Origin of the sequence: Nocardioides antri (genome assembly GCF_008373765.1) — a bacterium.
Taxonomy (GTDB): Bacteria; Actinomycetota; Actinomycetes; order Propionibacteriales; family Nocardioidaceae; genus Nocardioides; species Nocardioides antri.
Genome location: NZ_VUJW01000002.1, coordinates 23,037 through 43,087, shown reverse-complemented (window position 1 = coordinate 43,087; position 20,051 = coordinate 23,037). Strand labels below are relative to the sequence as shown.

The following is a 20,051-nucleotide window of genomic DNA, read 5'->3' as shown; positions in this document are numbered from 1 at the left end:
CCTCGGCCGGTCACGCAGGGCCTGCGCGCGCCTGCGCCGAAAGGTCGTGCCGCTGACCGAGCCAGCGTGGCCCGGTCACCTCGACCACGACGGCGACCTCCACGCCGGCGACCGCGCAGCTGGTCAGTCGCGCCCCGTTGGCGGCAGCCACGCCCCCGGCCGCTCCGCACGGGTCGCCGCCGTCGCGGACCGCAGCCGCGCCCGCCAGCGCGGAGAGGTCTGCGGCGGCCTGAGCCGAGCGGTGGGCAGTGACCATCGCCGCGACGACGGCCAGCGCGCAGCCGACGAGGAGCAGGAGCCCAAGGCACGCGGTCACGAGGAGCGTCGCCGCGCCCTCGTCGTCGCGCCGCCGCGGCGACCTCACGACTCCTCCTCGGCCACGGCCACCGCCTCGGCGCTGACCTCGACGCCGGGCAGGAAGCCGAAGAGGCCGCCGGGGCCGGGCACGTGACCGCGAGCGCGGGCCGTCACCCGGCCGCCCTGGGTGACGACCTCCACCTGCACGCCGTCGGGTGCTACCCGCTCCCCCACGGCCACCGCCGCGCCCGGGTTGTCACCGCGGGCGACGGCCCGGGCGGTCTCGCGCGCAGCGTCGACGGTGCGGACCTGGGCGGCACCGACCGCCAGCAGCCACACGAGCCCGGTCGTGACCGCGATCAGCACCGGCAGGCCGAGCGCGAGCTCGGCGGTGACGGCGCCGCGCTCAGAGCGGCGGGCCACGGTCAGCCGATGCCGAGCAGGCCGAAGACGTGGTCGAACAGCGTGCGCAGCATGCGGTCGCCGAACCCGCCGGTCAGCAGCTTGTAGAGCAGGCCGGCCAGGCCGGCGCCGGCGGCGGTGCCCACGGCGTACTCCGCCGTGGTGATGCCGCGCTGGTCGGCGCGGCGGTCTCGCAGGGTGCTGGGTCGGGTCATGAACGTCTCCTACCTCCGGGGCGGGCCGCCCGATGCGGCCCGCCGACGGGAAGAGCCTGCGGGACCGGGCCGACGAGTCCGGTACGACGGACGCCGACCTGGGGAACCCGGCGGTGCGCGTCGGTCCTGTGGACGGCAGGTGGCTCGCAGGCGCTCACCGGCGGTCACCACGCGATCGAGCGGGCGAGGCCGGCGACCAGCGGCACGATGCCGAGGAGGAGGAACGCCGGCAGCAGGCAGACGCCGAGCGGCACCGCGGCCCGGACGCCGACGGCCCGGGCGCGGTCCTCGACCTCCGCGCGGGCCCGCCGCGCGAGCTCCTCGGACAGCCGCTCGACGGCCGCGACGACCGGCGCGCCCGAGCGGTGGGCGCGGGCCATCGTGCGTCCGAGGGGCCCGATGGCCGGGTCGTCGGCGAGGCCGGACCACACCTCGACCGGGTCGGCGCCGAGGGCCAGGCGGGCGGCGATCGGGCCGAGGACGTCGGCGGCGGCACCCGGCAGCGCCCGGCGGACCAGGTCGATCGCCGGGCCCGGAGCGGCGCCGGACCGCAACGCGGCACCGAGCAGGGTCACCACGTGCGGGAGGTCGCGGCGTACGTCCTCGCGCCGCAGGCGCTCGGCGCGCGGCTCGATCCGGCCCGCCACCACCCACACCGCGGCGGCGACACCGATCCCGGCGAGCGGGGCCGCCGCGCCGCCGAGGAGCGTCGCCGCTCCGACGCCCGCGAGGCAGGCCCAGGCCGCCCGCCACCGGCGGAGCGCACCCTCGGCGGCCGGCGCCGTCGCCGGCCGGCCCGGCAGACCCCGCAGCGCAGGTGGGGGCACCGCAGACCGACCCGGCACCACGAGAAACGCCGCCAGCGCCGCGAGAACGGCGGCCGTCGCGACCATCGTCACCGCCCCCGCTCGACGTCGCGCGCAAGGGCCTCGATCCACGCGAGCCCGGCGATCCCGCAGCCCACCCCGCCGGCGAGGCACGCGAGTCCGACCGGGTGGCCGAGCAGGAACGACCACGGATCGGCGCCCGAGCCGCTGCCCATCAGGAGCGCGACGACGGGCAGCGCCGCCACCAGCCTGGCCGTCGCCCGGGCCGATGCCAGCTCGCCGGTCACCACCCGCCGGGTCTGCTCGGCGTCCCGCAGCTCCTGGGCGACCCGGCCGAGCGCGCCGGCGAGCCCGTGACCGGTCCGGTGTGCCACCTGCCACGCCGCGGCGACGATCCGGAGGTCCCCGGCGCCTGCCGTGGTCGCGAGCTCACGGAGCGCCGAGGGCACGTCACCGCCGGCCGACCCGGCCCGGCTCGCGGCCAGGAGCAGCGGCCAGTCGCCGGCGGCCCGCTCCAGCGCGGTGGCGGGGGTCTGGCCGGCCGCGAGCTCGGCCTGCAGCCCGTCACACATCTCCACCACCCGCGCGCGGACCCGGCCCGCGACCCCGTCAGCCCGGCGCCGGCGTACGAGTCGACCTCCTGCCACCACCGCGCCGACCGCGACCCCGCCCAGCACGAGCAGCCGGGGCTCGTCCGCCAGCAACCAGGCCGCGCCGACGAGCCCCACCCCCGCGACGAGGTACGCCGACCGCCCCCGCCTGCCCCGCCGCGCTGGTGCGGCGCGGGCCGGTGCCAGGAGCGCGGCGGCGCATGCCGCCAGCGCGCAGGCTGCCAGCGCCGACCCGCTCATCGCTGCCGCCGCGACTCGATGAGGTCGAGGAGCCGCCCCGCCGCCGGACCGGCCGACAGGACCCCCTCCCGGTCGACCCTGGTCGCGGGCACCGTGCGCACCCATCCGGACTCGTCGCGCTCGAGAACCGCCACCTCGCTCAGCCGGCGTCGGCCGTCGCGGTCCCTCGTCATGTGGAGGACGACGTCGAGCGCCGACCCGAGCTGGCTGTGCGCGGCGTCCCTGCCCAGCCCGGCGGCGAGCGCGAGCGCCTCGACGCGCGCCGGGAGGTCGGCTGCGGAGTTGGCGTGGAGCGTGCCGCAGCCGCCCTCGTGGCCGGTGTTCAGCGCGGCCAGCAGGTCGACGACAGCGCCGTCGCGCACCTCGCCGACCACCAGCCGATCGGGCCGCATCCGCAGGGCCTGCCGAACGAGGTCGCGCACCACCACGGTGCCGGTGCCCTCGACGTTGGCGGGCCGGGCCTCGAGCCCGACCACGTGGGGATGGTCCGGGCGCAGCTCGGTCGCGTCCTCGACGACCACGATCCGCTCGGCGGGCTCGACCGCGCCGAGCAGGGCGGACAGCAGCGTCGTCTTGCCGGTGCCGGTCCCGCCGGTGACGAGGAACGCCAGCCGCGCGCCCACCACCAGCCGCACCAGCTCGAGGGACTCGGCGGTGAGGGTGCCGGCGTCCCTGAGCTGCGCGAGGCTGAACCCACCCCGCCGCGGCACCCGCAGCGAGATCACCGTGCCCGGCCGGGCGAGCGGCGCCAGCACGGCGTGGCAGCGCGTCCCGTCCGGCAGTCGCACGTCGGCGTACGGCGCCGCGTCGTCCAGGCGCCGCCCGCCACTGGCGACGAGCCGCTGCGCGAGCCGGCGTACGGCGTCCTCGCCCTCCAGGCGCACCTCGGTCCGCTCGAGGCCGCCGCCGCGGTCGACGTAGACCTCGCGGGCGCCGTTGACGAGCACGTCGGTCACGCCCGGCTGCCGCAGCAGCGGCTCCAGCGGGCCGCCGCCGACCACGTCGCGCCTCAGCGCCTCGTAGACGGCGAGCACCGTCGCGTCGCCGACCGGGCGGCCGGCCGCGCGCAGCGCCTCGGCCACCCGGTGCGGCGTCAGGTCGCCCGGCGACCGGGCCAGCCGGCTGCGGACGTCCTCGACCAGGCCGGACCCGTCCTCCAGGCCGGCCGTCGTCATGCCGGCTCCGGGAAGGGCGTGCCGAGCAGGGTCGCCACCGCGCGGGCGAGGGGCCCGCGCCGCGAGCGCAGCGGCCCGAGCCCGAGGTCGAGCGACTCCCCCAGCCGGGGCTGGTCACGCATCTGCACGAGCACCGGCAGCCGGACCGCCGCCTCGACGTCGCTCGCGTCGACGTCCTCACCGCGGAGGACCACGCCGACGCCGGGATGGTCGGCGAACCGCGCCCGCATCCGCGCCGCCGCGCTCACCCCGGGCACGGTGCCGACGGTCACCACGAGCAGCTGGTCGCAGCGGGCCGCCACCTCGTCGACCAGCCGGTCGGGCGTCCGCGGCAGGTCGACCACGACGGTGTCGTGGCCGCGGCGCGCGGCCGACAGGGCCTCCCGCACGGCGAACGCCTGCAGGGTCTGCGGGCCGGCGCCGACGTACCACGACAGCACCCCGAGCGACCCCGCCCGCGGCAGCGCCTCCCGGAGGGCGCGGGCGCTCAGCCGCCCCGTCGTCTGGCACAGGGCGTCCCAGCGGAAGCCGTCGGTGCGCTCCAGCCCGAGCATCCGGTCCAGGCCGGGTCCCTGCGGGTCGCAGTCGATCACCATCGCCTCGCCGCTGCGTGCCGACCACTGGCCGAGCGCGCACGCGAGGGTGGTCGCGCCGGCGCCGCCCGACCCGCCGATCACGCCGATCACCCGGCCGCGGGCGGTGCGTCGCTCGGTCAGGTCCGCCAGCAGCTCGACCAACCAGGCCGACGAGCCGGCCACCTCGACGACCTGCTCCGCACCGACCGCCAGCGCCGTGCGGAACAGCTCGTCCGGGGCCCGCTGGTGCGTCACGACGTAGACGTGCGGCCGCTTGCCCGGCCCGACCCGGGCGACCTCGTCGGCGAGGTCGGCCCCCAGGAGCACGACCGGCGCGCGGCTCCAGGCGGCGAGGGCGGCGACAGGCTCGCGCGCCGTGGTGGGTACGACGTCCGCCGCCGCCGTGAGCGGCAGCAGCTCGCCGAGCAGACCCTCGTCGGCGGTGAGCAGGAGCGGTGCGGGTGCGGCGCCGGCAGGGGGCGCGGTGATCGTGGTCATGGACGAAGATGTCGCCGCGGCGTCGTACCGCCATGCCGGGGTGTTCCGCGGCTGTGGAGGGCCGCGCCGCACGGCGGGCCTGTGGACGGCTGGTGGGCCGCGCCGACAACCGCAGTTGCGCCACGGAGGCAGGGTGCGCGCCCCTACGATTGGGCGCATGGCCCCCGAGGCGGCGTTCTTCGACCTCGACAAGACGATCATCGCGAAGTCGAGTGCGCTTGCGTTCAGCAAGCCGTTCCAGGCCGGCGGGTTGATCTCGCGCCGTGGCGTGCTGCGGTCGGCCTACGCCCAGTTCGTCTTCCTCGTCGGCGGGGCCGACCACGACCAGATGGAGAAGATGCGGCACTTCATGTCGCAGCTCGTCGCCGGCTGGGACGTCGCCACGGTCAAGGAGATCGTCGCCGAGACCCTGCACAACATCGTCGACCCGCTGGTCTACGACGAGGCGGTCCAGCTGATCGAGGAGCACCACGCCGCCGGGCGCGACGTCGTGATCGTGTCGTCCTCGGGCACCGACGTGGTCGAGCCGATCGGTGCCATGCTCGGCGCCGACCGGGTCGTCGCGACGAAGCTCGAGATCGTCGACGGGAAGTACACCGGCGAGATCGACTACTACGCCTACGCCGAGGAGAAGGCCAACGCGATCCGGGCGCTCGCCGAGGAGCGCGGCTACGACCTCGCCGACTGCTACGCCTACAGCGACTCCTCGACCGACATCCCCATGCTCGAGGCCGTCGGCCACCCCCACGTCGTGAACCCGGACCGGGAGCTGCGCAGGCTGGCCGCGGCGAACAGCTGGCCGGTGCTCACGTTCAGCCGGCCGGTCACCCTGCGCAGCCGGGTGCCGCTCCCCCCGCCGAGGCCGACCCTCGCCGCGATCGCGGTGGGTGGTGTCGTCGCGGTCGGTGCCGCGGTGTGGGTCGGCGCGCGCCGTCGCAACCTCAGCGCGTGAACAGGCCGTCCCAACCCCCCAGGGTTCTCCCGCTCGCCGGAAAAGACAACCCTTGAAGGTGGCCGCCGACCAGCGTAGAAAGGGTGGCAGAACTCCAGATCAACACATGGCCCAGGTACCCACGCGGCGATCCACCCTTCCTAACAGGGCGCACGTCACCGGAAAACTTCCGGAGCGGCAGATAGAGATGCACGCCTGGTAGCCACGGGATCATGTGTCAGCGGTGGCACCCGAGAGATTTCGATAACTCGGGTGCCACCTGCATGTAGCGGGAGTTACTCGGCGGCGCGGACCAGCGGACTGGCCTCGGCAGCCGCGGCGTAGGCCTCGGCGGTGTAGAGCAGCCAGGAGTGGATGCCGGAGGACTTGCCGCTGGAGTAGCCGCGGAGGTTCGACTCGTACTCCGCCCGCAGCGCCAGGTGGGCCGCCTCAGGCACGACCAGGGACTTCTCGTCCACGCCCTTGGCGGCGATCAGCAGCCGCTCGGCAGCGCGGGCGACGATCCCGTTGTGGGAGGCGAAGGGGGTGTTGACGACCAGCTCGGCGTGGACGACGGCGGCGACGGCGAGCGCGGGTGCCTCGGTCGCGGCCGTCACCAGGTCGGCGACGGTGCGCAGGAGACCGGCCGACTCGGCGTCACGCGGCCGGCCGAGCCGGTCGTCGGGCACCGAGCCGTGACCGGCCAGGGAGTGCAGCCGGGCGAACGCCTGCAGCGGCGCGCGTCGTACGACGGGCACGAGGCTCAGCAGCTCCGTCGACACCCGGACCGCGTCGGCGGCGATCTCGTCGGCCTCGCCCTCACGGACCTCGGCGAGGCTGGACCCGGACCCCTCGAGGACGGCGCTGGCATGCGCGCCGCGGAGCAGCGACTCCGCCGTCATCTCCGGGCTGGTACGACGGAGGCCCCGATCCCGCAGCACCGCGTCGATGCCGTCGCGGGCACCGGCGAAGGCCGACGGGACGCCTTCGAGCGACACCAACCAGGCCAACGGGTCCGCGCTCACCGGAAGTACGTTACCGAGCGACTAACGTGGCCCCCGATGGCACCCGACGATTCCACCCCCACCGCTCCAGGCCCCGATCCTGCGCTCTGCTTCGGCAGCGTGGTCGGCGCCTACGAGCGCGGCCGCCCGGGCTACCCGATCGACGCGGTGCGGTGGCTGACCGGCGACGAGCCGCTCTCGGTGCTGGAGCTGGGTGCCGGCACGGGCAAGCTCACCCGTGAGCTGGTGGCGCTCGGCCACGACGTCCACGCGACCGACCCCGACCCGGCGATGCTCGACTTCCTCGCCCGCAACTACGTGGTCACCCGGATCTCCCAGACCACGGCCGAGGAGATCCCGGTCCCGGACAGCACCTTCGACATCGTGATCGCCGCGCAGTCCTACCACTGGTTCGACCACGACAAGGCGCTGCCCGAGATCGCACGGGTGCTCAAGCGCGGCGGCTCGCTGAGCCTGGTCTGGAACGCCCGCGACGAGCGGATCCCGTGGGTGAAGCGGCTCGGACGGATCCTCGCCAACCCCGAGCAGGGCGCCGGTCCGGGCGACGAGCTCGAGTCGTCGCCGTACTTCGGACCCGTCGAGCACGAGCGCTTCAAGCAGTGGCAGGTCGTCGACCGCGAGACGATCCAGGACCTGGTGTTGTCGCGTTCCAGCGTCGCCACGCTCCCGGCCGAGGCCCGCGAGTCGAAGATCCGCGAGGTGCTCGCGTTCTACGACGAGTTCGGCCGTGGCATGGACGGCATGCAGCTCCCCTACGTCACCGAGTGCTACCGCGCGGTGGTCGGCATCAAGCCGCAGTCGGCGCCGAAGACGCTGGTCGCGTCGGCCGAGCCCGGCACGGAGGAGTACGTCGGCGAGGCGACCGAGCCGGTCGCCCTCTCCGACGCTGCCGAGCTGTCCGAGCTGCCGGAGCTGGCAGAGGTCGTCGAGCCGCCGACGGACGACGACTCCGGGATGCTCCTCATCGACTTCCGCTAGACAGGGCGCATGAGACGGCGTCGGCACCTGGGGAGCGAGGCCGACCGTGCCACCTTCCGGGCGCTGCACCAGGCGTCGCTCGCCTCGCCCGCGCTCCGGGAGGGGCTGACCGCCGACAGCGCGGACCGGGCGATCAAGCACCTGCGCACGCTGCTCGGGACGCCGGCCCTGGCGATCACCGACACGGCGTCGACGCTGGCCTGGGACGGCACCGGCGCCCACCACCAGGCGCAGGCCGGTGCACTCGCCACGATGCTGACCGCGCCCACCGGCGACGACTCCGCCCGCGGCTGGACCAGGACCGTGGAGCCCGACCAGATCCCGTGCCGGACCGCCGGGTGCCCGGTCCGGATGGGTGTGATCAGCCCGCTCGTCGTCGACGGTCGGGTGGTCGGCACGGTCCAGGCCTTCGCGCCGACCACCACGGCCGGGCTGATCCGGGCGACGGAGGAGGTCGCGCAGTGGGTCTCCGGCCAGCTCGAGCTGGCCGAGCTAGACGCGAGCCGCAACCGCGCGATGGAGGCGGAGGTGCGGGCGCTGCGGGCCCAGATCAGCCCCCACTTCATCTACAACTCGCTGGGCGCGATCGCCAGCTTCGTGCGCACCGACCCCGACCGGGCCCGCGAGCTGCTGATGGAGTTCGCCGACTTCACCCGCTACTCCTTCCGCCGGCACGGCGAGTTCACGACCCTCGCCGAGGAGCTGCGCTCGATCGAGCGGTACCTCCTCCTCGAGCAGGCGCGCTTCGGCGACCGGCTCCAGGTGACCCTCAACATCGCACCCGAGGTGCTGCCGGTCGTCGTGCCCTTCCTCTGCATCCAGCCGCTCGTCGAGAACGCCGTCCGCCACGGCCTCGAGTCCTCCGCGAGCGTCGGGCACCTCCGGATCGTCGCGCACGACCGCGGCCACGAGTGCGTGGTCGAGGTCGAGGACGACGGCGTCGGCGAGGACCCGGAGAAGGTACGACGGGCGCTGGCCGGTGACGCCGCCCTCGACTCCGTAGGCCTGGGCAACGTCGACGCGCGGCTGCGGGCGACGTTCGGCGACGACTACGGGCTGGTCGTGGAGACCGCGCCCGGAGCGGGCACGAAGGTGATCGTGCGGGTGCCGAAGTTCGCGCCGGGGGTCTCCGCCCAATGACGGGCCTCCGCGTCCTCGTCGTCGACGATGAACGGCCCGCGCTGGACGAGCTCTGCTTCCTCCTCGGCGCGGACGGTCGCGTGGGCGAGGTGGTCGCCTGCTCGACGGCCACCGAGGGGCTGCGGATCCTGCGCGAGACCGACGTCGACGCGGTCTTCCTCGACATCCAGATGCCCGGCCTCAGCGGGTTGGAGCTCGCTGAGGTGCTGAGCCGGTTCAAGGAGCCGCCGCCGGTGGTGTTCGTGACCGCCCACGAGCAGCACGCGGTGGACGCGTTCGACCTCCACGCGGTCGACTACGTGCTCAAGCCGGTGCGGGCGGAGCGGCTGGCCGAGGCGGTGCGCCGGGTGGTGTCCGGCACCGACCGCCGGTCGGCGCCGGAGGACACCCAGATCCCGGTCGAGCGGGGCGGCGTCACCCGGTTCGTCGACCGGGGCGACATCTCCTACGTCGAGGCGCACGGCGACTACGCCCGGCTGCACACGCGCGCCGGTGACGCCTACCTGGTCCGGATCCCGCTCTCGACGCTCGAGGAGGAGTGGCGCTCCGCCGGGTTCCACCGGATCCACCGCTCGCTGCTGGTCGCCCTCGCCCACATCGACGAGCTGCGCACCGAGGCCGGCCGCTGCACCGTGCTGGTCGGCGACGCCGAGCTGCCGGTGGCGCGGCGGCACACCCGCGAGCTCCGCGACGTGCTGGTACGACGGGCCCGGGGGACCTCGTGAGTGACCACCGCCCGCAGCGGGTCCGGGTCACCGGGCCGCCGCGCTACGCCAGCGGTCCGCGCAGCCGGATCGGGGACGTGCACGACCAGACGCCGCTCGGTGACGTGTTCCTTCGGTCCCTCCTCAAGGAGCAGCTCGCGCTGGCGATCCGCGTGCTGGTCCTGGTCGGCCTGACCCTGGGCCTGCTCCCGCTGGTGTTCCACCTCTGGCCCGGCCTCGCCGACCTCGAGGTCGCCGGTCTTCCGGTCGCCTGGGTGGTGCTCGGCGGGCTGGTCTACCCGTTCCTGCTCCTCATGGGCTGGCGCTACGTGCGGAGCGTCGAGCGCAACGAGCGGGACTTCACCGACCTGGTCGCGGGATCCGAGAGGCCGACGGAGTGACCGGCGACGCCGTACCCGGCCTGGTCGCGGTCGTCGCGGTCACCGTCGCCACCCTGGCGATCGGCACCTGGGGCCTGCGGTTCTCGCGCACGACCAGCGACTTCTTCGTCGCCTCCCGCACCGTCAACCCGCGGCTCAACGCGTCGGCGATCGGCGGGGAGTACCTCTCCGCTGCTTCCTTCCTCGGCATCGCCGGGCTGCTGCTCGTCGGCGGCGCGCAGATGCTCTGGTACCCCGTCGGCTGGACCGCCGGCTACCTCGTCCTCCTGGTGCTCGTCGCCGCTCCGCTGCGCCGGTCCGGCGCCTACACGCTGCCCGACTTCGCGGAGGCACGGCTGGGATCGCCGACCGTCCGCGCGGCGTGCTCGGTCCTGGTCGTCGGCGTCGGGTGGCTCTACCTGCTGCCGCAGTTCCAGGGCGCCGGGCTCACGCTCGAGTCCGCGATCGGCGCGCCGCGCTGGGTCGGCCCGCTCATCGTCGGCTCGGTGGTTCTGGTCAACGTGATGTCCGGCGGGATGCGGTCGATCACGTTCGTGCAGGCGTTCCAGTACTGGCTCAAGCTCACCGCGCTGCTGGTCCCGGCCATGGTGCTGCTGGCGGTGTGGGCCGGCGACGGGCGCCCTGGCGGGTCTGGGTCGGGCGACGGCTGGTCGGTGCCGGTCGAGGGCGGCGGCGCGATCGGGCTCTACGGCACCTACTCCCTGATGATCGCGCTCTTCCTCGGGACGATGGGGCTGCCGCACGTGGTCGTGCGGTTCTACACCAACCCGGACGGCAGGGCCGCGCGTCGTACGACGCTGGTGGTGCTCGCCCTCCTCGGGCTCTTCTACCTCTGGCCGCCGGTGTTCGCCGCGCTCGGCCGGGTGTACGGCGGCGACCTGGTCGCGGACGGGCACGCCGACGTGCTCGTGCTCGAGCTGCCGCGGCTGATGGTCGACGGGATCGGTGGCGAGCTGCTCACCGGCCTGGTGACCGCGGGCGCGTTCGCGGCGTTCCTGTCGACCGCGTCGGGGCTGGCGATCGCGGTCTCCGGCGTGCTGACCCAGGACGTGACGAGCCGCTTCGTGGGTGAGCGCGGCCCGACCGCGTCGGTCGCGGCGGCGTTCCGGCTGGCCGCCGCCCTCGCGGTGACGGTGCCCGTCCTGGTCGCGCTCCTCGACACCAACGTCGGCGTCGCGCAGTCGGTCGGCCTCGCGTTCGCTGTCGCCGCCTCGACGTTCTGCCCGTTGCTGATGCTCGGGATCTGGTGGCGGGGCCTGACCTCCGCCGGCGCGCTCGCCGGCCTGGCCGCCGGTGGTCTCGGCGCGGGCGGCGCCGCCGTACTCAACGTGGTCGGCGTGGAGGCCTCCGGCTGGCTCGGCGCCCTCCTCGTCCAGCCCGCCGCATGGAGCGTCCCGATCGCGTTCGCGACGATGATCCTGGTGTCCCTCGCCACCGCCTCCCAGACCCCCGCCCACGCCCGCCGTTTCCTCGTCCGGCTGCACACGCCGGAGGTGCTCGAGGTCGGCCACGGAGGTTGAATCGGGGATGGTGGTGGCCCGAGTCGGGAGTTGTGGTGGGCAGTCACCACCACAAGGCCGGGCTCAACCCACCACAAGTCCGGATTCGACCCACCACGAGGGCGGATTCAACGCGATGCGGGTGGCGCGCTGACAGACCAGGTCGACGACCCGGGGGTGGGGACCGATGGCGCCGGCGATGACCGCGGCACCGGCGGCGCGGGCGTCGGCTCGGGCGCGGCCGGCGAAGAACCCCGGCGCGAGGAGGTACGGCGAGACGGCGTCTCCCGGGCGCACCACGTCGGCCGGTCGCTGGCCGATGCCGGCCAGCGTGGCCAGGCGGACGGGCGCGCCCCAGAGCTCGCCGAGCAGGCGGGCGGCGCCGCCGAGGTCGGCCGTGGCCTCGGGGTCGGTGGACCCGGCGGCGACCATCACGACCGGCTGACCCTCGACCGCACCAGCGTCGAGGAGCCGGTCGACCTGGGCGGCGGCGAGCAGCGGGTCGGGTCCGAGCGGGCCGCCGAGGGCGACCGGGACCGACGCTCCGGCGACGGCGGCCGGCAGGTCGTTGCGGACGTGGTAGCCCGTCGACAGCAGCAGGGGTACGACGACAACCCGGTCCCGCAGCCCGCCCATGACATCGGCGAAGAGCGGCTCGCAGAGCTCGACGTACGACGCCGTCGCGGTCATGCCGAGGCGACGGCCGGCCGCGGCGGTGATCTCGGCCGCGACCTGGTTGCCGGCGGCGTTGCGGGTCCCGTGGGCGACGGTGACCAGCGCGCTCATGCGCTCACCGCCAGCCGGTAGCCGCGCTTGACGACGGTCTGGATGCAGCGGGTGCCGATCGCGGCGCGGAGGCGGGCGACCGCCATCTCGACGGCGTGCTCGGAGCCGGCCGTGCCGGACGGCAGGGCTGCGAGCAGATCGCGGCGGGACACCACCGTGCCGGGGTTGACGAGGAGCGCCTGGAGCACGGCGAACGGGGCCGGCGAGAGCCTGATCTCGACGCCGTCGAGGAGCACCTCGTCACCGTGCAGCAGCAGGGTGTGGCCGGCGACCTGGAGCGCGGTGCCGGTGGCGCGGGAGGGCAGCTCGGTCTCGATCAGCTTCACCATGGCGGCGAGCCTCGACCGCTCGGGCCAGATCGACGGCACGCCCCACATCTCGAAGGCCGCGGCGGTGACCGGCCCGACGCAGACGGCGACGACATCGGCCTGGAACGCGCTGATCACGTCGTCGCGATGGCCAGCGGTCGCCGCGGCCTCCATCATGGCCGCGACGGCTGGCGCGGCGGTGAAGGTGACGGCGTCGACCCGGCCCTCCACGACCGCCTCGACGAGGTCGAACATCGGCTCGAGGTCCTCCGCCGCGTCGACCCGGTAGACCGTCACGGTCGTGACCTCCGCACCGAGCCGGCGCAGGGCGTGGGCGGCCATCGACAGCGACTGGCCGTGCTCCTGGACCACGATCCGCAGCCCGCCGAGGTCGCGCCCGCGCAGGTGCGCCAGCACGTCCTCGAACTCCTCCGACTCCGGCGCCCACAGCTCACGGAGCCCGAAGCGACGGAGCGCGCCGACGCTCTTCGGCCCCCGGGCCAGGATCTCGGCCTTGCCGAGGTGGGTCACCAGGTCGTCCAGCAACCCCCACCGCTCGGCTGCGGTCAGCCAGGACTTCATGCCGATGCCGGTCGTCGCGAGGAAGATGTCGACCGGCGCCGACAGCACGTTCTTGGTGGCCGCGAGCAGGGCGACCTCGTCGATCCGGTTCGGGTCGACCGACAGCGCGGGCGCGTGGACGACCTCCGCGCCGCGCCGCTCGAGGAGGGCGATCTGCTCCTCCGCGCGGCGCGCAGCAGTGACGCCCACCTTGAATCCCGCCAGCGGCCGGTCCGGCACCGACTCCACCTTCACTTCCATCACGCCCGACGGGGGCCGACTTCCACGACCCCGTCCACCACCCGCACGTCGTACGTCGCCACGGTGACGGTCGGGTCGTCGAGGCACTGTCCGGTGCGCAGGTCGAACGCCTGCTTGTGCATCGGACTGGCCACGAACGGGACGTCCTCGCCATCCACCGTTCTGGTGCCGACGATCCCGCGCGCGAGGACCGATGCCCTGGAGTAAGGATCGTAGTTCGAAAGTGCGTGGACCTGGTCATCGAACGTGCGGATGACCGCGACGGCCTCGCCACCGACGAGGGCGGTCACGCCGCCCTCGCGCTCGATCTGGTCGAGCCGACAGACCACCTCGTACGTCGTCTCGGTGTTCACGGTCATCGAGGGGCTCCTACGGGAATGGTAGGGCCGAGCGCGACCGGGCCCTCGTTGTCCGCGGGTGCGATCTGGCCGCGCTCGTCACGGAACGAGATGTTCGGGTCGGGCACGCCGGGCGCGTTCACGAAGGACACGAACCGAGCCATCTTCTCGGGGTCCTCGATGGTGGCCTTCCACTCGTCAAAGTACGACTCGACGTGCTTGTCCATCGCCGCCTCCAGCTCGGCGCCGAGGCCGAGCGCATCGTCCACGACGATCTCCCGGATCCGGTCGAGGCCACCGTCGATCGAGTCCATCCAGTACGACGTCCGCTGCAGCCGGTCGGCCGTGCGGATGTAGTACATGAGGAACCGGTCGAGGTACTGGATCAGCGTGTCCTTGTCGAGGTCGCCGGCGAGGAGCTGGGCGTGGGCCGGGATGGCGCCGCCGTTGCCGCAGACGTAGAGGTTCCAGCCCTTCTCGGTCGCGATGATCCCGAAGTCCTTCGACCGCGCCTCCGCGCACTCCCGGGCGCAGCCCGAGACGCCGCCCTTGAGCTTGTGCGGCGAGCGGAGGCCGCGGTAGCGGAGCTCGAGCTCGATGGCGAGACCGACCGAGTCCTGCACGCCGTACCGGCACCAGGTGGAGCCGACGCACGACTTCACCGTCCGCAGGGACTTGCCGTAGGCGTGGCCGGACTCCATGCCGGCGTCGACCAGCCGCTTCCAGATCGCGGGCAGGTCCTCCATCCGCGCGCCGAACAGGTCGATCCGCTGGCCGCCGGTGATCTTCGTGTAGAGGCCGAAGTCGCGGGCCACCTCGCCGATCGCGATCAGCTTGTCCGGCGTGATCTCGCCGCCGGGGATCCGAGGCACCACCGAGTAGGTGCCGTTGCGCTGGATGTTGGCGAGGTAGGCATCGTTGGTGTCCTGCAGCTGGCGGTTGCCCGGCTCGAGCACGTGGTGGTTGAGCAGGCTGGCCAGGATCGAGGCGACCGCGGGCTTGCAGATGTCGCAGCCGCGGCCGGTGCCGTGGCCCTCGATGATGTCGTCGAAGCGCGTGTAGCCGTGCACGGCGACGACGTCGAAGAGCTCTTGGCGGGTCATCCTGAAGTGCTGGCAGAGGGAACGGTCGACCTCCTTGCCGGTGGCGGCGAAGTGGTCCTCGACGATCTTCTTGACCACGACCTTGCAGGAGCCGCACGTCGCGCCGGCGCGGGTGTGGGCCGTGACGCACGCGGCGTCGACGCACGGGCCGCCGTCGTTGAGCGTGGCCTCGTCGGAGACCGCTTCCTTGATCTCGCCCTTGGTGACGTCGTTGCAGGAGCACACCTGCATGTCGTCAGGCAGATCCATCTCCAGACCGCCGCGGGACGTCGGGAGGATCAGCTCCTCCGGATTCGCCGGCAGCTCCATGCCGGAGGCGACCATCGGCCGGAGGATTCCGTACGCCGCCGCGTCGCCCACCAGCACGCCGCCGAGCAGCCGCTTGCCGTCCTCACTGATGACGAGCTTCTTGTAGACGCCCGAGACGGCGTCCTGGTAGGTCAGCTCGAGCGCGCCCTCGGTCTGGCCGTGCGCGTCACCGAAGGAGGCGACGTCGACGCCGAGCAGCTTCAGCTTGGTCGACATGTCGGCGCCGGTGAAGGAGCCCTCGCCGCCGAGCAGCCGGTCGACGACGATCTCCGCCATGTCGTAGCCGGGCGCGACCAGGCCGTACATCATGCCGCCCACCGCGGCGCACTCGCCGATCGCCCAGATGTGCTCGTCGGACGAGCGGAGCGACTCGTCGACCAGGACGCCGCCGCGCTCGGCGACGTCGAGCCCCGCGGCGCGGGCGAGCGCGTCGCGCGGCCGGATGCCGGCCGAGAAGACGACGATGTCGACGTCGAGCGGGTTGCGGTCCTTGAGCGCCAGCCGGTCGACCCGGCCTTTCTTGTCGCCCAGCACGGCCTCGGTCATGGCGCCGGTGTGGACGGTCAGGCCGAGGCTGTCGATGTGACGGCTCAGCGTCTTGCCGCCGATGTCGTCGACCTGCACCGCCATCAGCCGCGGCGCGAGCTCGACGACGTGGGTCTCCAGGCCGAGCTGGTGGAGCGCGTTCGCGGCCTCGAGGCCGAGCAGGCCACCGCCGATGACCGCACCGACCCCCGACTTGCCAGCCTTCTTCGCCGCGTCGCGGATCGCCTCGAGGTCCTCGATGGTGCGGTAGACGAAGCAGTTCTCCAGGTCGTGGCCCGGCACCGGCGGCACGAACGGCGCGGCACCGGTCGCCAGCACGAGCTCGTCGTAGTGCAGGTCCTCGCCGCTGGCCAGCGTCACGATCCGCTGCCGCGGCGAGACCGCGACGACCTCGGTGTTGACGCGCAGGGTGACCCGCGGGTCGTCGTACCTCCCCGAGGGCAGGAAGCTCAGCGCCTGGGCGCCCACCTCGAAGAACGAGGTCAGCGCGACCCGGTCGTACGCCGGCCGCGGCTCCTCGCCGATGACGGTGATGTCGTAGGTCTCGGTCAGCCCGCGCGAGATCGCGGACTCCACGAACCGGTGGCCGACCATGCCGTGGCCGACCACGACGAGCTGCTTCCTCAGGTGCCTGGGGTGCGATGCCATCACGTGATTCCTTCCGGGGTGAGGCTTGACCGTTCGGCCAGAAGCTGGCGGACGGTAGAGGCGCAGCCACCGCAGCCGGTGGTCGCGCGGGTGGTGTCACGGGCCTGCTCAAAGGAGGAGCAGGACCGGATGGCGCCGGCGGTGACACCGGCGCAGTTGCAGACCTCCGCGTCGTCGGGGAGCTGCGAGACCAAGGAGGAGCGCCCGGTTGCTTCAGCGAGCAGCAGGTCGCCGGGCTCGGTCGGCCCGAGGACGGTCTGCCGGTCGTAGTGCTGGGTGATGAGGCCGATCCGGTTGAGGTCGCCGACCAGGGCGCCGGCGACGATCCGGCCGTCGCGGACCACGAGCTTGCGGTGGGATCCCCGCACCGGGTTGGACATCTCGACGACGTCGCCCCCGCCCCGGACCTCGTGCTCGGGGTCGCCGAGGACCGCCACGTCGAGGCCGGTCGCACGGAGCCGGGCGACGATGCGGCTGCCGTCGTACTTCGCCGGCTCGTCGGACAGGACGCGCGCCAGGACGCCGGCCTGCTCCCACGCCGGGGGCACGAAGCCGGTGACCCGCCCGTCGTGCTCGACGCAGTCGCCGAGGCCGAAGATGTCGGGGTCGCTGACACTGGCGAGGCGGTCGTCGACCACCATGCCCCGGCGGACCTCGAGCCCGGCCCGGCGGGCGAGCGCGGTGGACGGGCGGCCGCCGGCGGTGAGGATCACCAGGTCGGTGTCGAGGGTGAAGCCGTTGTCGAGCCGCAGCGCGACCCGGCCCGGGTTGGTCGGCAGCGGGTCGAGCACCTTGACCGCCCCGGCCAGATCGATACCGCCGGTGCCGCCTCGCGGTGCCGTGTCGGTGAGCCTCACGGCCCGGGCGCCGGTGTAGACCGCGACGCCGAGCTTCTTCATGTCGCGAGCGAGGATCGCGCCCGCCGCGGTGCCGATCTGCTGGTGCAGGAGGTGGTCGGCGCCTTCGACGACCTCGGTGTCGATGCCGCGGGCGCCGAGCGCGCGCGCCACCTGGAGACCGAGCAGGCCGCCGCCGACGACGACGGCGCGACGGTTGAGGGGCTCGCCGTCCTCGTCGGTCGCGGTGACCGCCTCGAGCAGCCGTTCGCAGTCCTCGAGCGAGCGGAACGCATGCACGGCCTCGTGCAGCGAACCGTCCATCCGCACCAGGCCGCGGATCGGCGGCAGCGTGGGGATGCTGCCGGTGGCGAGCACCAGCGCGTCGTACTCGATGATCGTGCCGTCGACGAGCATCACGTCCTTGAGCTCGCGCTCGACCTCGAGGACGCGCGCTCCGAGGCGGAGGTCGATGCCGTGCTCGGCGTACCACTCCTCGCTGCGGAGGGTGAGCGCCTCCGGCCGGTGGCTGCCCTCCAGCACGGCCGAGAGCAGGATCCGGTTGTACGGCGCATGCGGCTCGTCACCGAGGACCGTGATCTTCCACCCGCCGCTGGTCGAGCCTGCCGAGACCGCGCCGCGGGCGACCAGCTCCTCGACGAGCCGGGTCGCGGCCATGCCGTTGCCGACGATGACGAGGCGCTTCTCGGCGGTCATGCCGTCACCTCGGCGGCGCAGACCTTGAACTCCGGCATCCGGCTGGAGGGGTCGAGTGCGTCGTTGGTGAGCCGGTTGGCGCCGACCCAGTGGAACGGCACGAACACCGTGTCGGGGCGGATCGTGGAGACGACCCGGGCGGGTGCCTTCATCTCGCCGCGGCGGGTGCGGACGACGACCGGGTCGCCGTCGTGGGCGCCGATCCGGTTCGCGAGCATCGGGTGGACCTCGACGAACGGGCCGGCGTCGGGCAGCGAGCGGACGCGGCGGGTCTGGGCACCGGACTGGTACTGCGCGAGCACCCGACCCGTCGTCAGGTGCAGCGGGAACTCGGCGTCGGGCTCCTCGGCCGGGCCCGCGTGCTCGACGACGAGGAACCGGGCCCTGCCGTCGGGCGTGGCGAAGGAGTCGGCGAACATCCGCGGCGTCCCGGGGTGGTCCTCCGCACCGTCGGGCGCAGCCGGGCACGGCCAGAACACGCCGTGCTCGTCGCGGATCCGGTCGTAGGTGATGCCGCTGTAGTCGGCCTTGCCGCCGGCCGATGCGCGACCGAGCTCGGCGAAGATCTCCTCGACGTCGGTGCTGAACGGGATCGGCGACCCGAGCCGCTCCGCCAGGCCGGCGATCACGTCGAGGTCGCTGCGCACGCCCTTGGGCGGCTCGGCGGCCTGCTCGCGCAGGATGACCCGCCCCTCGAGGTTGGTCATCGTGCCGGACTCCTCGGCCCACTGGGTGATCGGGAGCACGACGTCCGCCAGCGCCGCGGTCTCGCTCATCACCATGTCGCAGACGACCAGCAGGTCGAGGGACTCCAGCCGCTGGGTGATGTGGGTCGCGCGCGGCGCGGAGACGACGATGTTGCTGCCGAAGACGAGCAGCGCCCTCGGACCATCAGCGCCGCCGCCCTGTCCCAGGGAGTCCAGCAGCTCGTAGGCCGACCGCCCCTTGCCCGGTAGCGACTCCGCCGCGACACCCCATACCCTCGCGACGTGCTCGCGCGCTGCCGGGTCGTCGATCATCCGGTAGCCGGGGAGCTGGTCGGCCTTCTGCCCGTGCTCGCGCCCGCCCTGGCCGTTGCCCTGGCCGGTGAGGCAGCCGTAGCCCGCGTGCTCCCGCCCGGGCAGGCCGAGCGCCAGAGCGACGTTGATCCAGCCGAGCACGGTCGCCGTGCCCTGGCTGTGCTGCTCCGCCCCGCGGGCGGTGAGGATCATGACCTTCGCGTTGTTGGCCAGCAGGTCGACCAGCTCGCGGAGCTCGGCGGTCATCACCCCGGTGACCCGCTCGACCCGCTCGGGCCACCACGAGGCGACCGAGCGGCGGACCTCGTCCCACCCGGTGGTGCGGGTGGCGACGTACTGCTCGTCGACGGCGCCGGCCGCGTCCAGAAGGTGCAGGACACCCTGGGCCAGGGCGAGGTCGGTGCCGGGGACGGGCTGGAGGAAGAGGTCGGCGCGCTCGGCGGTGGCGGTCAGCCGCGGGTCGATGACGACCAGCTTGCCGCCTTGCGCGCGGAGACGGTCGAGGTGGCGGGCGGCCGGCGGCATGGTCTCGGCCATGTTGGAGCCGACCAGGACGACGACGTCGGCCTGCTCGACATCGGCGAGGGGGAACGGCAGCCCGCGGTCGATGCCGAACGCCTGGTTGCCGGCGCTCGCCGCCGACGACATGCACCAACGGCCGTTGTAGTCGATCTGGCTGCTGCCGAGCGCGACTCGGGCGAACTTGCCGAGCTGGTAGGCCTTCTCGTTGGTGAGCCCGCCACCGCCGAAGACGGCCACGCTGTCGGCGCCGTACGACGCCTGCAGGTCCTGGATCTTCCCGGCGACGAGGTCGAGCGCCTCGTCCCAGCCGGCGGCGCGGAGCTCGCCGTTGGCGCGGTCCTTGATCATCGGGGTGGTGAGCCGCTCGCGGTGCCCGCGGAGCTCGGCGGCGGTCCAGCCCTTGCGGCACAGGCCGCCCTCGTTGACCGGGAACTCCGCCCAGGGCAGCACCTCGAGGGCGGTGCGCCCCGACTTCTGGACCGTCATGCCGCACTGCAGGCTGCAGTAGGGACAGTGGGTGCGCGTCCCGCGCTCGCCCTGGATCCCTCGGTCGGCGGTCATGTGTCCATTCCAGTGCCT

Annotated in this window: 20 protein-coding genes; 6 read left to right on the top strand and 14 right to left on the bottom strand. The window is 73.8% G+C overall.

All coding sequences use genetic code 11. The annotated features are described in order from the left end of the window. Positions 1 to 10: 10 nt before the first annotated feature. The 7 genes from F0U47_RS04585 to ssd all read right to left on the bottom strand — a co-directional run bounded on the left by F0U47_RS04585 (position 11) and on the right by ssd (position 4,840). On the bottom strand, positions 11 to 364 hold the full coding sequence (locus F0U47_RS04585; protein ID WP_149749166.1) for an Rv3654c family TadE-like protein: 354 nt from the start codon (positions 362 to 364) through the stop codon (positions 11 to 13). Next, positions 361 to 720, bottom strand: a complete 360-nt coding sequence (locus tag F0U47_RS04580) for a TadE family type IV pilus minor pilin (protein WP_246159447.1) — start codon at positions 718 to 720, stop codon at positions 361 to 363. Before F0U47_RS04580 ends, F0U47_RS04585 begins: the two co-directional genes overlap by 4 nt. A gap of 2 nt (positions 721 to 722) precedes the next feature. Continuing rightward, complete coding sequence (locus F0U47_RS04575) at positions 723 to 914, bottom strand: DUF4244 domain-containing protein (RefSeq protein ID WP_149749164.1); 192 nt, start codon at positions 912 to 914, stop codon at positions 723 to 725. A 164-nt stretch (positions 915 to 1,078) separates the two neighbouring features. Beyond that, on the bottom strand, positions 1,079 to 1,807 hold the full coding sequence (locus F0U47_RS04570; protein WP_149749433.1) for a type II secretion system F family protein: 729 nt from the start codon (positions 1,805 to 1,807) through the stop codon (positions 1,079 to 1,081). Between the two features lie 2 nt (positions 1,808 to 1,809). Next, the gene (locus F0U47_RS04565; protein WP_149749163.1) at positions 1,810 to 2,592 is read right to left on the bottom strand and encodes a type II secretion system F family protein; all 783 of its coding nucleotides are present in this window, start codon (positions 2,590 to 2,592) and stop codon (positions 1,810 to 1,812) included. After that, positions 2,589 to 3,767 carry a TadA family conjugal transfer-associated ATPase gene (locus F0U47_RS04560; RefSeq protein ID WP_149749162.1) on the bottom strand — a complete coding sequence of 393 codons (1,179 nt, stop codon included), beginning with the start codon at positions 3,765 to 3,767 and terminating at the stop codon, positions 2,589 to 2,591. Before F0U47_RS04560 ends, F0U47_RS04565 begins: the two co-directional genes overlap by 4 nt. Further along, complete coding sequence (gene ssd, locus F0U47_RS04555) at positions 3,764 to 4,840, bottom strand: septum site-determining protein Ssd (protein ID WP_149749161.1); 1,077 nt, start codon at positions 4,838 to 4,840, stop codon at positions 3,764 to 3,766. Before ssd ends, F0U47_RS04560 begins: the two co-directional genes overlap by 4 nt. A gap of 157 nt (positions 4,841 to 4,997) precedes the next feature. Between ssd and F0U47_RS04550 the strand changes: the two genes are divergently transcribed. Next, on the top strand, positions 4,998 to 5,792 hold the full coding sequence (locus F0U47_RS04550) for an HAD family hydrolase (protein WP_149749160.1): 795 nt from the start codon (positions 4,998 to 5,000) through the stop codon (positions 5,790 to 5,792). Between the two features lie 275 nt (positions 5,793 to 6,067). Here F0U47_RS04550 and F0U47_RS04545 read toward each other — a convergent pair whose 3' ends face one another. Then, the gene (locus F0U47_RS04545; RefSeq protein ID WP_149749159.1) at positions 6,068 to 6,796 is read right to left on the bottom strand and encodes an oxidoreductase; all 729 of its coding nucleotides are present in this window, start codon (positions 6,794 to 6,796) and stop codon (positions 6,068 to 6,070) included. A gap of 36 nt (positions 6,797 to 6,832) precedes the next feature. Between F0U47_RS04545 and F0U47_RS04540 the strand changes: the two genes are divergently transcribed. Genes F0U47_RS04540 through F0U47_RS04520 form a run of 5 tightly spaced genes read left to right on the top strand, consistent with a single transcriptional unit; the run spans position 6,833 to position 11,539 of the window. Beyond that, a complete protein-coding gene (locus F0U47_RS04540; protein ID WP_149749158.1) occupies positions 6,833 to 7,774 on the top strand; it encodes a class I SAM-dependent methyltransferase in 942 nt (313 codons plus the stop codon). A 9-nt stretch (positions 7,775 to 7,783) separates the two neighbouring features. Continuing rightward, positions 7,784 to 8,914 carry a sensor histidine kinase gene (locus F0U47_RS04535; RefSeq protein ID WP_149749157.1) on the top strand — a complete coding sequence of 377 codons (1,131 nt, stop codon included), beginning with the start codon at positions 7,784 to 7,786 and terminating at the stop codon, positions 8,912 to 8,914. Next, a complete protein-coding gene (locus F0U47_RS04530; protein WP_149749156.1) occupies positions 8,911 to 9,639 on the top strand; it encodes a LytR/AlgR family response regulator transcription factor in 729 nt (242 codons plus the stop codon). Before F0U47_RS04535 ends, F0U47_RS04530 begins: the two co-directional genes overlap by 4 nt. After that, positions 9,636 to 10,019: a hypothetical protein gene (locus F0U47_RS04525; protein WP_149749155.1), complete on the top strand. Its 384-nt coding sequence runs from the start codon at positions 9,636 to 9,638 to the stop codon at positions 10,017 to 10,019. Before F0U47_RS04530 ends, F0U47_RS04525 begins: the two co-directional genes overlap by 4 nt. After that, on the top strand, positions 10,016 to 11,539 hold the full coding sequence (locus tag F0U47_RS04520) for a sodium/solute symporter (protein ID WP_149749154.1): 1,524 nt from the start codon (positions 10,016 to 10,018) through the stop codon (positions 11,537 to 11,539). Before F0U47_RS04525 ends, F0U47_RS04520 begins: the two co-directional genes overlap by 4 nt. A gap of 63 nt (positions 11,540 to 11,602) precedes the next feature. On the opposite strand, the gene F0U47_RS04515 is transcribed toward F0U47_RS04520, so the two are convergent. Genes F0U47_RS04515 through F0U47_RS04490 form a run of 6 tightly spaced genes read right to left on the bottom strand, consistent with a single transcriptional unit; the run spans position 11,603 to position 20,033 of the window. After that, positions 11,603 to 12,304, bottom strand: a complete 702-nt coding sequence (locus tag F0U47_RS04515) for a sirohydrochlorin chelatase (protein WP_149749153.1) — start codon at positions 12,302 to 12,304, stop codon at positions 11,603 to 11,605. Beyond that, positions 12,301 to 13,422, bottom strand: a complete 1,122-nt coding sequence (locus F0U47_RS04510; RefSeq protein WP_246159446.1) for a uroporphyrinogen-III synthase — start codon at positions 13,420 to 13,422, stop codon at positions 12,301 to 12,303. The genes F0U47_RS04515 and F0U47_RS04510 overlap by 4 nt, the downstream gene beginning before the upstream one ends. An 11-nt stretch (positions 13,423 to 13,433) precedes the next feature. Next, positions 13,434 to 13,793, bottom strand: a complete 360-nt coding sequence (nirD, locus tag F0U47_RS04505) for a nitrite reductase small subunit NirD (protein WP_149749151.1) — start codon at positions 13,791 to 13,793, stop codon at positions 13,434 to 13,436. Beyond that, positions 13,790 to 16,378 (bottom strand): nitrite reductase large subunit NirB, encoded by a 2,589-nt coding sequence (gene nirB, locus F0U47_RS04500; protein WP_149749150.1) that lies wholly within the window; start codon positions 16,376 to 16,378, stop codon positions 13,790 to 13,792. Before nirB ends, nirD begins: the two co-directional genes overlap by 4 nt. Then, a complete protein-coding gene (locus F0U47_RS04495; protein WP_149749149.1) occupies positions 16,378 to 17,931 on the bottom strand; it encodes an FAD-dependent oxidoreductase in 1,554 nt (517 codons plus the stop codon). Before F0U47_RS04495 ends, nirB begins: the two co-directional genes overlap by 1 nt. Next, positions 17,928 to 20,033: a molybdopterin oxidoreductase family protein gene (locus F0U47_RS04490; RefSeq protein WP_149749148.1), complete on the bottom strand. Its 2,106-nt coding sequence runs from the start codon at positions 20,031 to 20,033 to the stop codon at positions 17,928 to 17,930. The genes F0U47_RS04495 and F0U47_RS04490 overlap by 4 nt, the downstream gene beginning before the upstream one ends. Between the last annotated feature and the right edge of the window lie 18 nt (positions 20,034 to 20,051).